Origin of the sequence: Parahoeflea halophila (genome assembly GCF_900220985.1) — a bacterium.
GTDB classification, from domain to species: Bacteria; Pseudomonadota; Alphaproteobacteria; order Rhizobiales; family Rhizobiaceae; genus Hoeflea; species Hoeflea halophila.
Genome location: NZ_OCPC01000002.1, coordinates 190235 through 202028 on the forward strand (window position 1 = coordinate 190235; position 11794 = coordinate 202028).

Sequence of the window (11794 nt, forward strand, 5' to 3'; positions counted from 1 at the left end):
TAGATCCGAGGAGAATCATCCGAGCTTCACAGCCACCTGCCGCTTACAAGAAGCTCTGCGGATCAATGTCCACCTGTACCTGCACCGAGCCGCGCAGTTTCGGGCCCCGGCTCAGCATCTGGCGGATAAAACCCTGCATGTCACGGCCGCGCTCGCCGTGCACCAGCAGGCGAAAGCGATGGCGGCCGCGGATCAGGGCCAGCGGCGCTTCCGCCGGGCCGAGCACCATGATGCCGGGCATGACCGGAGCTGCGGCGCGCAGGCCCCGTGCATGGGTTTCGGCTTCGGGCCTTGTTGCCGCCGAGATGATCACCGAGGCCAGCCGTCCGAAGGGCGGCAGCGCGGCGCGGTTGCGTTCGTCGGTCTCGCGCTCGTAAAACGCCTGCGGATCGCCCGAAGCCAGCGCCTGCATCACTGGATGCTGCGGCTGGTAGGTCTGGATCAACCCGTGGCTCTTGCGCCCGGTGCGCCCGGCCCGGCCGGTCACCTGCGAGAGCAGCTGATAGGTCCGTTCGGCGGCCCGCGGATCGCCGTTTGACAGCCCGAGATCGGCATCGACGACACCGACCAGCGTCATCAGCGGAAAATTGTGCCCCTTGGCCACCAGCTGCGTGCCGATGACGATATCCGCCTCGCCTTTTGCAATGGCTTCGAGCTCGATCCTGAGCCGCTTTGTGCCGCCCATCATGTCGGATGACAGCACGATGACCCGCGCATCGGGGAAATGCCGGTCGGCTTCTTCGGCAATCCTTTCGATCCCCGGGCCGCAGGCCGCCAGGTGATCCAGCGTGCCGCAGGAGGGGCAGGCATTCGGTGTCCGTTCGGTATGGCCGCAATGGTGGCATTGCAGCTGCTCGCGGAACCGGTGCTCGACCAGCCAGCTGGAGCATTGCGGACATTCGAAGCGATGGCCGCAGACCCGGCAGAGCGTCAGCGGCGCATAGCCCCGCCGGTTCAGGAACAAGAGCGACTGCTCCTTGCGCGCAAGCGTTTCTTCGATCGCCTTGAGAAGCACCGGCGACAGGAACCCGCCCCGCGCCGGCGCGTGCCGCCTCAGATCCACCAGCTTCAGGTCCGGCAGTTCGGCCTCGGCATAGCGGCTCTCGAGCAGCAGATGCTGGTAGCGCCCCTGCGCCGCATTGACCCGGGACTCGATCGAAGGCGTCGCCGAGGCCAGCACCACCGGGATATTCGCCAGTCTTGCACGCACCACCGCCATGTCGCGGGCATTGTAGAACACCCGGTCTTCCTGCTTGTAGGCCGGGTCGTGCTCCTCGTCGACGATGATCAGGCCGAGATCGGCAAAGGGCAGGAACAGTGCCGAGCGCGCGCCGGCCACCACCTTGACCTGGCCCTCCGCCGTCTGGCGCCAGACCTTTTCGCGCATGCGCGGCGCCAGCTCCGAGTGCCACTCCGCCGGCCGTGTTCCGAAGCGGGCGTGAAACCGGTCGAGAAACTGGGCCGTCAGCGAGATTTCCGGCAGCAGGATCAGCACCTGCCGCCCGGCCTGGACGGCCTCCGCAATCGCCTCGAAATAGACCTCGGTCTTGCCCGAACCGGTGACGCCATCCAGCAGCGTTGCGCTGAACCCGGCTTTCGCCACCGTCTCCCGCAGCGCTTCCGCCGCTTCCCTCTGCCCGGCCTGCAGCGCCGGCGGGCTGAAATCCGGATCGGGGGCCGCCACCACCGGCGGCGGCGGCAGCTTCACCGGTTCGAACACCCCCTGCTTGGCGAGACCGTCGATCACGCTCGGTGTCACGCCTGCAGCATGCGCCAGTCCGCTCTTGCTCCAGGCCAGCCCGTTGCCGGCATGTTCGAGCACCCGCTCACGCGCCGCCGTCAGCCGTTCCGGCCGGACGTCGGTCAGCCGCAGCGCCTCGATCATCGGCTCCGGGTCAAACGCTGCCGGTGCGCGCAAGGCCATCCGCGCCACCAGCCCGGGCGGCGACAGCGTATAGGCCGAGACCCAGTCGATGAAACGCCGCATCGGCTCGACGATCGGCGGGCAGTCGAACACCTGGGTGATTTCGCGCAGCTTGTCCGGGTTGATCACATCCGCCTCGCCGTCCCAGACAATGCCCGAGACCAGTCGCGGCCCCAGCGGCACCTGCACGATCTGCCCCGGCCCGGCATCCACGCCTTCGGGCAGCGCATAGGAATAGGCGCGCTCCGCCGGCATCGGAATGAGCACGGGAACCACCTTGCGGGGAAACAGCCCGCCTTCAATTTGTCGCGAATCTTTGGCCATGTGGCGTGACCTTGCCCCCGCTTTGGGCTAAAGGAAACCCGGAATTACAGATTGGCGCCGGAACACTCCGGCTTACGCAGCTTGGGAGTCTGAAATGAAATTCTTTGTCGACACCGCGGACGTCAACGAGATCCGGGAACTCAACGATCTCGGCCTGATCGATGGCGTCACCACCAACCCGTCGCTGATCATGAAATCCGGCCGTGACATCCGCGAAGTGACCAAGGAAATCTGCGGTATCGTCGATGGCCCGGTCTCCGCCGAAGTTGCCGCCACCGATTATGACGCGATGATGAAGGAAGCCGCCGTCCTGGCCAAGATCGCCGACAACATCTGCATCAAGCTGCCGCTGACGCTCGATGGTCTCAAGGCCTGCCGGGCGCTGACCTCCGACGGCCACAAGACCAACGTCACGCTGTGCTTTTCCGCCAACCAGGCGCTGCTTGCCGCCAAGGCAGGCGCGACCTTCATCTCGCCCTTTATCGGCCGGCTCGACGACATGGGCATCGACGGGATGGACCTGATCCGCGAAATCCGCCAGATTTACGACAATTACGGCTTCGAGACGGAGATTCTCGCGGCCTCGATCCGCACCGTCAACCATGTCAAGGAAGCAGCCCTGATCGGCGCCGATGTCGCAACCATTCCGGCATCCACCATCAAGTCTCTGGTCAAGCACCCGCTGACCGACAAGGGCCTGGATGCCTTCCTCGCCGACTGGAAGAAGACCGGCCAGACCATCGCCTGAGGCGAGCAACATCCCGGCAATTGCAAACGGCCCGGGCATTCCGGGCCGTTCTTGCGAGAACCGGCACACAACCGGGTTCATTGACCGGGTTGCCGAACTTCAATGGAAAAGGTCCTCGTGCGGACGGGCTTCAGGCCGCCTGCGTCCATCCTGCGGGCGCAGGCTCGAAGGCCCGGTCCGGGTCTTTGGCGAGACCGTGCACGGTGTGGTACTCGAGCGCCCGCACCGCTTCCGCCGGATCGCCATCCAGCGCATCGGGCATGATCGGCTCACCGACTGTAAAGCGGAACGTGTGGTGCTTCTTGTTCAGTAGCTCGTGGAACACGGTCATGTCCCTGAGTTCGGTCGAATGCTTTGACAGCCAGTAAAACAGCCCGGAATTGCGTGCCGAGATATTGACCGGAATCACCGGCAACTCGTGCCGTTTGGCCAGCGTCACCGCAGTTGCCTTCCACGGCCGTTCGGTCAGCTTGCCCTCGTGCCAGAACGCGATCCGGCCGGAGGGGAACAGCACCGTGGCCTTGCCTTCCTGTACCGCGCGGTTGGTCAGCTGCAGCGTCTCCCGGGTCTTGTCGCGGCTTTTGAATTCATCGCGCCATTCCACCGGAATGATGACTTCGTTGAAGCGCGGATTGACCCGCACCGCATCGCGGTTGGCAAACACCATCATGTCGGAGCGGCGGCGGTTGAGGAAATCGAACATCGCCACCCCGTCGGCAATGCCGGTCGGGTGGTTGGCGACGAGCAGGAAGCCGCCTTTTTCCGGGATGCGCTCTTCCCGCCGGGTCTGGATGTCGAGTTGCAGCAGATCGCTTAGATGCTGCATCGCCTCGTGGCCCGACATCTGCGCCATCGCGTCGGCCATCCGCACGGCCGCGCCATATTTCAAGGTTGCGTATAGGAACGGCCGCATCAAAGGCCATGCCGCGTGCTCGACCAGCCGGCCACCGCGCTCGGCAATCAGCCGGTCGATGATATGCCCGGGTCGGCCGTGCGCCAACACCTGCAGTCGGTCTGAAATCTCAGCCACATATGCCAATGGATCCGACCTTCCGTGAAACAGCGCTGAAAAAACCTATGCCAACAGATTGTGATGCCCTTGTGACATCGTTCAACCGCATTCGTTTACTCCCCGCTAAGCCCACTATGCAATAGTATCCCTCAGATTGACCGGAAGTGTGGCCGCGCAGTCGCACTGGCACAGCAACCTGCGTATCCGGATTTGTCCCGGCATGAACCAACGGACCCCATGCAGCAGCCCCTTGTCACCGCAGCCCCCGATGTCATTGCAGAGCGGCAGCGCTGGCTCGACCAGCTGACGGAGGAGCGGCGATTGTCGCCCAAGACCGCCGACGCCTATGAGCGGGATCTGCGCCAGTTCCTGAGCTTTCTCACCACCCATCTGGGCGGGCCGCCGCGGCTTGCCGATCTCGCAGATCTGCGGCCGCTGGACCTGCGGGCCTTCATGGCCGAACGACGGCGCGACGGCGCGGGTGCGCGAACCCTCGGACGCGGCCTTGCCGGCATCCGCTCGTTTCTCCGCCATCTCGAGCGCAAGGGCCTGGCCAATGCCGCCGGGGCGTCAGCCACAAGAGCGCCGCGCCAGCCCAAGTCATTGCCCAAGCCCCTGAGCGCCCGCGATGCGCGGCGGGTGGTCGACGCCGATCTGCAGCTGTCCAACGAACCCTGGATCGCCGCCCGCACTGCTGCTGTCCTGACCCTGCTTTACGGCTGCGGCTTGCGCATTTCCGAGGCACTCTCGCTGACCGTCAACGATCTGCCGCGGGATGGTGAAACCCTGCGCATCACCGGCAAGGGCGGAAAGACAAGGATCGTCCCGCTTTTGCCCGTCGCCAGGCAGGCGATTGCAGACTACCGCAGGCTTTGCCCCTATTCGCCCGGCCCCGACGCGCCGATGTTCCGCGGCGCCCGCGGCGGACCCTTGCAGCCGGCCATCGTGCAGAAGGAAATGCGGCGTCTGCGCTCGGCACTCGATCTCCCCGAAACGGCCACCCCGCATGCGCTGAGACACTCCTTTGCCACCCATCTTCTGGCCGGCGGCGGAGACCTTCGCACCATTCAGGAACTGCTCGGCCATGCCAGCCTCTCGACCACACAGGTCTATACCGGGGTCGATGCCAGCCGTCTGATCGACATTTACGACCGCGCCCATCCCCGGGCGTGAGCCGGAAACTTTGCGCACGCCTCTTGCATGGCACGGCCGTTCTGTCGGAAACCTTGGCCCGTCCGTTTTGTTCGAAATCCAGCAAGCCACGATCGAGCCATGTCCGCCCAAGAAATTTTCATGATTGTCCTGCGCTTTGCGGTCATTTCCGTTCTGATCTACTTCGCAATTGCCGTCGGTCTGATCCTCTCTCAGAGCCCTTCGGAGACGGTCGCCGGCGAGACCATCGATTTTTCCGGCCAGGCCGTATCCGCAACCGCAAAGCCTGTACCGCTTGAAACCTACCAGACCCGCGACGGCTCCTCTCTGGGCTACCGCCATTACCGCAGCGGCAAGGCCGACGCGCCGCTTTTGGTCTTCCTGCACGGCTCCGGCTGGCACGGCGGCGCCTATGACGGGCTGGCGCGTAACATCGCTGAGGAGGCTGGGGTTGAGGTCGCGCTGCCGGATCTGCGCGGGCATGGCCCGTCTCCGCAAACCCGTGGTGACATTGCCTATATCGGCCAGTTCGAGGATGACATCGCCGATCTCGTCGACACTTTGCGCAAGCCCGGCCAGCCACTGATACTCGGCGGCCACTCCAGCGGCGGCGGCCTGGTCATCCGCTATGCCGGTGGCAAGTATGGACAGACCCTTGACGGCGCGGTGCTGCTGGCGCCCTTCTTGAAATACGACGCCCCGACGACACGGCCCAATTCCGGGGGCTGGGCGCGGCCATTGACCCGGCGGATCATCGGCCTGTCCATGCTCAATACCGTCGGCATCACCGGCCTGAACGGGCTCACCGCGATCCAGTTCAATTTCCCCGGCGAGGTGCTCAACGGCGCTCAGGGCGAAACCGCGACCGCACACTACAGTTACCGCCTCAACACCGCCTACGCGCCGCGCAGCGACTATCTTTCCGACATCGCTGCCCTGCCGCCCTTTCTGCTGCTTGCCGGTGCAGAAGACGAATCCTTCAACGCTCAGGCCTATGAGCCGACGATGCAACAGGTTAACCCGAACGGCACCTATGAACTGCTCGACGGCAAGTCCCATCTCGCCATCATCTCAGACGACCGCACGGCCGGTCTGATCGCTGCCTTTGTCAAAGCCTTGCCGACAGGGGGTAATGCTAGACGCAGGCGCCTCGAAAGTCGGCCAACCGGCCGCTTAACACGCTGTTTACCACCGATGGAACTTGGCTGACGGTTAACCGGTTTGTCAGCCTTGACGGGCTATGATGACAGGTCAGATCCAGAAGGAACGGCCCGCCATGCATCACCAGCCAGTCTTGTCCCGCGTGAGGACCTCCTGCGCGCAGTTCCCGAGCCTGGTCTTCGCCGTGGCCTTGTCGCTGCCATTCGTGTTGTTGATCCTGCTGGCTCTGGGACTGGTTTGGGGAACAGGCGCCCGCGCCTCCGAAACCGCTGCCTGTGACGGCACCAGCCTGGTCGAACAACTCGAAATCTCGCATCCGCAGAGGCTGGCCCAAGCGCGGGCCGAAGCAGCCGCAGTGCCCAATGGCAGCGGCCTTCTGTGGAAGGTCGAAAAATCCGGCACCGAACCGTCCTGGCTCTTCGGCACCATGCATGTGACCGACCCCCGGGTGACCAGGATGCCGGAAGCCGCCCAGGCGGCGTTTGACACGGCGGGAACCGTTGTCATCGAAACCATCGATGTGCTTGACCCGGCCAAGGCCCAGGCGGCACTGATGACAAAGCCGGAACTGACAATGTTCACCGACGGCACCACGCTCGACACGTTCCTCGACGAAGAGGAAACAGGCATCATCAAGGCCGAGCTTGACCGTCGCGGCATTCCGCTGGCGCTGGTCTCGCGCATGAAGCCTTGGATGATCGCAGGCCTTGTGACCCTGCCTGCCTGCGAAATGGCCCGCAAGGCCGAAGGCATAGAATTTCTCGACATCAAGATTGCCAACACCGCGCGCGATCAGGGCAAGCAACTGCTCGGGCTTGAAAGCCTCGGCGAACAGCTGGCCGCACTCACCGATCTGCCGATCGAATTCCATGTCCGTGGACTTGTGGAAACCATTCGGCTGGCCGACCTGATGCCTGACATCATGGCCACCATGACCGACCTGTATCTGGAAGGCGAGATCGCGCAGATCATGCCGGTTATCCTGGCTGCAGGGCCCGATCAGCTGAAGGATGATGCCAGCGGCTATGCCGCCTTCGAGGAGCGGATCGTGACCATGCGCAACCATGTCATGGCCGAACGCGCCGTCCCCATCCTTGAGGCCGGCAATGCCTTCATCGCCGTTGGGGCGCTGCATCTGCCCGGCGAGGAGGGCCTTGTTACCCTGCTGCAGGATACCGGCTACACGGTGACCGCAGTCCGGTAACAAAGCGTGACCGGGATCGCGTCATCCTGACGGAACCTATCTCCTGATCCGGGCGTTTTTGCCCTGTGACACGAAAGGAGATGTCCAATGGTCGATTATACACCGCATAACCGCCCCAGCGAGGAAGGTCGTCGTCCCTACGAGCATGTTCGCGACACCACCGTCGTCAAGACGGGCAACACCGGCGTGATGGCAGCCGTCGTCCTGTTTGTCCTGCTCGCTGTCGCAGCTTTTGTCTTTTGGACCGCCGACGAGACCCGGGTGGTCGAAACCACGGCCCCTGCGGCCCAGGTCAACGAACAGGTCGCACCCGACGCCGATGCGTCTCGCCCGGCCCCGGCACCCGATGCTCCGCTGATCGCCCCTGATGCCGCCGCGCCGGCCGAGACCGCTCCGGCGCCCGCCACCGGCGACTAAGCCAGATCCTTTCCGCCACTGTTCAGACCTCCCTCCCTGACCTCCACCAGTGACGGAAACACTCGAACCGCCCGGCCCCACACCGGGCGGTTTCGCATGTTCGGGAAGTTCAGACCCGCGACAGGGTGCTTTTCACGATCAGTTTGTGAAACGGCGTGATCACTGCGAGATACATCCGGCCAAGCATATTGTGCCGTCGGATCAGCGTCATCATGCGAACCGCTGTCTGCTGGTTCTCAAGCGCTTCGGTCTGCACCACGATACGGAAATCGAGATGCCGGTCATCGAAGCCGAGCACGGTCTCGCCCGGTTCCGTGCTGAGCAACGGAAACATGCCAACCCGCGGCGAGCCTGCTGTTGCCACTTCCGCATCGCCCTGAAGACCGAATGGCCGGACCAACAGGTTTCTCAGCGCCATCAGACCATCGACCCATTTCGGCATTCGCTCGAACGCCCGCCGGGCCGCAGCCTCCGCTGTCAATTGAGGCTGAGCCACCCGCGTCTCGAAGCAGTCGGCCCAATCCGCACCCGGCAAGGCCGGATGCGGCATTTTAGTTGCAATCTCGCGAGCTTTCATCAAAGGTCACATCCCGCCAGATCGGACATCGCACTTACATATGGATCGGTTTGAAGAAGGTCGCCAGTGCCGCCTCCTTCACCGCTTCCGACATGGTCGGATGCGCATGGCAGGTGCGGCCCAGATCTTCCGATGATCCGCCAAATTCCATCAGCACCGCGGCTTCATGGATCATGTCGCCGGCACCGAAGCCGATGATGTGAACGCCCAGCACCCGGTCGGTCTCGGCATCGGCCAGCACCTTGACGAAACCGTCAGGCGTCTCCATCGCCCGCGCCCGGCCATTGGCCGAGAACGGAAACTTGCCCGACTTGTACTTGACGCCGTCTGCCTTCAGCTCTTCCTCGGTCTTGCCAACGGAGGCCACTTCCGGCTGGGTGTAGACCACACCCGGAATGACGCCGTAATTTACGTGACCCGCCTGACCGGCCATGATCTCGGCCAGCGCAACGCCTTCATCCTCGGCCTTGTGCGCCAGCATCGGCCCGGCGATCACGTCGCCGATGGCATAAACACCCGGCACATTGGTCTGGTAGTGATGGTCGGTACGGACCCGGCCGCTCTCGTCAAGCACCACGCCGGCGTCCTCAAGGCCAAGGCCTTCGGTGAACGGCTTGCGGCCGGTGGCGATCAGCACGATATCCGCCTCGATGGTCTGGGTATCACCGCCCTTGACCGGCTCGAACGAGACCTTGGCCCCGCCATTGCCGTCCTTGCCGGTTTTCTCGACACCGGTCACTTTCGCGCCGAGCTTGAATTCCATGCCCTGCTTGGAGAGAATCCGCTGGAACTGCTTGGAAACTTCGCCGTCCATGCCACCAAGGATCTTGTCGAGATACTCGACAACGGTCACCTTGGCACCGAGCCGGGCCCATACCGAGCCCAATTCCAGCCCGATCACGCCGCCGCCGACCACGACCATGTGCTCGGGCACCTTGTCGAGCGCGATGGCACCGGTCGAGGACACGATCACCTTCTCGTCGATATCCACTTTTACGCCGGGAATGCCCGCGACATCAGAGCCGGTGGCAATGACGATGTTTTTGGCTTCCAGTTCGGTTTCCTTGCCGTCATTGTCGGTCACCGAGATCTTGCCTTCGCCGAGCACCTTGCCGTGGCCGATGAAGCTGTCGATCTTGTTCTTCTTGAAAAGGAACGCGACGCCGTCGACATTCGACTTCACGGTCGCGTCCTTGTGCGCCATCATCTTTTCGAGGTTGAGTTTCGGCTTGCCGACCTCGACCCCAAGGCTCTCCATGCCGTGATTGGCGTGCGCGAACACTTCGGACGCGTGCAGCAGCGCCTTCGATGGAATGCAGCCGATATTCAGGCACGTGCCGCCGAAGGTCGCGCTCTTTTCCACCACGGCCACCTTCATCCCGAGCTGTGCCGCCTTGATGGCGCAAACATAGCCCCCAGGTCCGGAACCGATGATGATGACGTCGTAGCTCATGGTTTTATCCTTATGATCCGAAATTTATTCCTGGCAGGCTTTGAGCCGGAAGACATCGTCCGGCACCGCTGTGATGTCCTGCGCCTGCCAGGCCTGCGAACGCATCACGGCGGCGCCGAAATCCGGCAAGAGCAACTTGTCGCCCGCTGTCCGCATCGCTTCGCGCGCCGGCAGCCAGTCGACCGAGCCGTCGGTACCGATCGCGTAGATCGGGCCTTCCCAGACCGTGCAGGCGGCAATTTCCGCACCCGTTGCATCGCCTTCGGGGCACTGATGCAGGATAACGCCCCAGGGCCGGTCCGGCTCTCCCGCCATCATCACCACGCCGTCCATTGTAACACCATTGCCGGCAAAACTCAGGCGGAACCGGTGCTGCATTCCGTCAACATCCTCGAGCGGACCCGAAAACGCGATCTCGGCGCCGGATGCCGCCTCGTCATAGACCGCGAGCGCCTGCGGGCAGGCGGCACTGGCCGTGTGGCTGCCTGCGGCCAGCATCATGGCCGCGAGCATCAATGGGGTAAGACGGGCCGAAGCCATCACCTTGCTCCTTACAGGTCGAGAACCAGACGTTCCGGATCTTCCAGGCTTTCCTTGACCCGGACCAGGAAGGTCACGGCTTCCTTGCCATCGACAATCCGGTGGTCATAGGAAAGGGCGAGATACATCATCGGCCGGATCACGACCTGGCCGCCGATGGCCATCGGCCGTTCCTGGATCTTGTGCATGCCGAGCACGCCCGACTGCGGCGAGTTCAGGATCGGCGACGACATCAGCGAGCCGTAGACGCCACCGTTCGAAATGGTGAAGGTGCCGCCCTGCATGTCGGCCATCGACAGTTCGCCGTCCCGCGCGGCCCGGCCGAGACGGCCGATTTCCTGCTCGATGCCGGCAATGCTCATCTGGTCCGCATCGCGCACCACCGGAACCACGAGGCCCTTGTCGGTGCCCACCGCGACGCCGACATGGCAATAGTTCTTGTAGATGATGTCGGTGCCGTCCAGTTCGGCATTGACGCCCGGCACTTCCTTCAGAGCATGGCAGACGGCCTTGGTAAAGAAGCCCATGAAACCGAGCTTGACGCCGTGCTTCTTCTCGAACAGGTCCTTGTATTTCTTGCGCAGATCCATCACCGCCGTCATGTCCACCTCGTTATAGGTGGTCAGCATCGCGGCCGTGTTCTGGGCTTCCTTGAGGCGGCGGGCGATGGTCTGGCGCAGACGGGTCATCTTCACCCGTTCCTCGCGCGGCGCATCCTCGGCCGACGAGGCCGGACGGGCGGCAGCCGGTGCGGCTGCAGGCGCCGAGCCCTTGCCGATCGCGTCGAGAACGTCGCCCTTGAGCACCTGGCCGCGCTTGCCCGAGCCGGAGACATCTGCGGCGTCGATCTTGTTTTCAGCCATGAGCTTCTGTGCCGACGGAGCCGCCGGCATGTCCGAGCCGCTCTTCGCCGGAGCCGCGGGCGCCTCCGCCTTTGCAGCCTGCGCTTCGCTCCTTGCCTCGGGCTTGCTTTCGGCCTTGGCCGGTGCCGCGGCACCTCCCTCGCCTTCCGTCACCTGCGCCAGCAGCGCATTGACCTCGACCGTCTCGCCGTCCTTGGCGAGGATTTCGCTCAGGGTGCCCGAAACCGGAGAGGGGACCTCGATCGACACCTTGTCGGTTTCCAGCTCCACCAGCGGTTCATCCACCTTCACGGTGTCGCCCACCTGCTTGAGCCAGGTGCCGATGGTGGCTTCGCTGACAGATTCACCAAGGGTCGGGACGCGAACTTCAGTAGCCATGATATTTGTTTCCGTTCTTTTTCAGTCAGTCAGACGATTGT

General features: G+C 63.6%; 11 protein-coding genes. 5 read left to right on the plus strand and 6 right to left on the minus strand.

Annotated elements, in window-relative coordinates; all coding sequences use genetic code 11:
* Positions 1 to 43 precede the first annotated feature (43 nt).
* A complete protein-coding gene (locus tag CRO46_RS08260) occupies positions 44 to 2248 on the minus strand; it encodes a primosomal protein N' (protein ID WP_097106881.1) in 2205 nt (734 codons plus the stop codon).
* Positions 2249 to 2342: 94 nt separating this feature from the next.
* On the opposite strand from CRO46_RS08260, the gene fsa reads away from it, so the two are divergent.
* Positions 2343 to 2996, plus strand: a complete 654-nt coding sequence (gene fsa, locus CRO46_RS08265) for a fructose-6-phosphate aldolase (RefSeq protein WP_097106883.1) — start codon at positions 2343 to 2345, stop codon at positions 2994 to 2996.
* A gap of 130 nt (positions 2997 to 3126) precedes the next feature.
* On the opposite strand, the gene CRO46_RS08270 is transcribed toward fsa, so the two are convergent.
* The gene (locus CRO46_RS08270) at positions 3127 to 4035 is read right to left on the minus strand and encodes a GNAT family N-acetyltransferase (RefSeq protein ID WP_097106884.1); all 909 of its coding nucleotides are present in this window, start codon (positions 4033 to 4035) and stop codon (positions 3127 to 3129) included.
* A gap of 210 nt (positions 4036 to 4245) precedes the next feature.
* Between CRO46_RS08270 and CRO46_RS08275 the strand changes: the two genes are divergently transcribed.
* From CRO46_RS08275 to CRO46_RS19945, 4 genes are all read left to right on the plus strand, one after another.
* Positions 4246 to 5181 (plus strand): tyrosine recombinase XerC, encoded by a 936-nt coding sequence (locus CRO46_RS08275; RefSeq protein ID WP_097106885.1) that lies wholly within the window; start codon positions 4246 to 4248, stop codon positions 5179 to 5181.
* A gap of 120 nt (positions 5182 to 5301) precedes the next feature.
* The gene (locus tag CRO46_RS08280) at positions 5302 to 6369 is read left to right on the plus strand and encodes an alpha/beta hydrolase (RefSeq protein ID WP_097107638.1); all 1068 of its coding nucleotides are present in this window, start codon (positions 5302 to 5304) and stop codon (positions 6367 to 6369) included.
* A 67-nt stretch (positions 6370 to 6436) separates the two neighbouring features.
* Positions 6437 to 7525: a TraB/GumN family protein gene (locus tag CRO46_RS08285; RefSeq protein WP_179758994.1), complete on the plus strand. Its 1089-nt coding sequence runs from the start codon at positions 6437 to 6439 to the stop codon at positions 7523 to 7525.
* An 87-nt stretch (positions 7526 to 7612) separates the two neighbouring features.
* Complete coding sequence (locus CRO46_RS19945) at positions 7613 to 7942, plus strand: hypothetical protein (protein WP_097106887.1); 330 nt, start codon at positions 7613 to 7615, stop codon at positions 7940 to 7942.
* 109 nt (positions 7943 to 8051) lie between these two features.
* On the opposite strand, the gene CRO46_RS08295 is transcribed toward CRO46_RS19945, so the two are convergent.
* From CRO46_RS08295 to odhB, 4 genes are read right to left on the minus strand one after another with little or no spacing between them, the layout of a single operon-like run.
* Complete coding sequence (locus CRO46_RS08295) at positions 8052 to 8519, minus strand: DUF2867 domain-containing protein (RefSeq protein ID WP_097106888.1); 468 nt, start codon at positions 8517 to 8519, stop codon at positions 8052 to 8054.
* A gap of 34 nt (positions 8520 to 8553) precedes the next feature.
* Positions 8554 to 9972, minus strand: a complete 1419-nt coding sequence (gene lpdA, locus CRO46_RS08300; RefSeq protein WP_097106890.1) for a dihydrolipoyl dehydrogenase — start codon at positions 9970 to 9972, stop codon at positions 8554 to 8556.
* A gap of 24 nt (positions 9973 to 9996) precedes the next feature.
* The gene (locus CRO46_RS08305) at positions 9997 to 10512 is read right to left on the minus strand and encodes a hypothetical protein (RefSeq protein WP_143438978.1); all 516 of its coding nucleotides are present in this window, start codon (positions 10510 to 10512) and stop codon (positions 9997 to 9999) included.
* 11 nt (positions 10513 to 10523) lie between these two features.
* Positions 10524 to 11753, minus strand: coding sequence for a 2-oxoglutarate dehydrogenase complex dihydrolipoyllysine-residue succinyltransferase (gene odhB / locus CRO46_RS08310; protein ID WP_097106893.1), 1230 nt, complete (start codon positions 11751 to 11753; stop codon positions 10524 to 10526).
* Positions 11754 to 11794 lie beyond the last annotated feature (41 nt).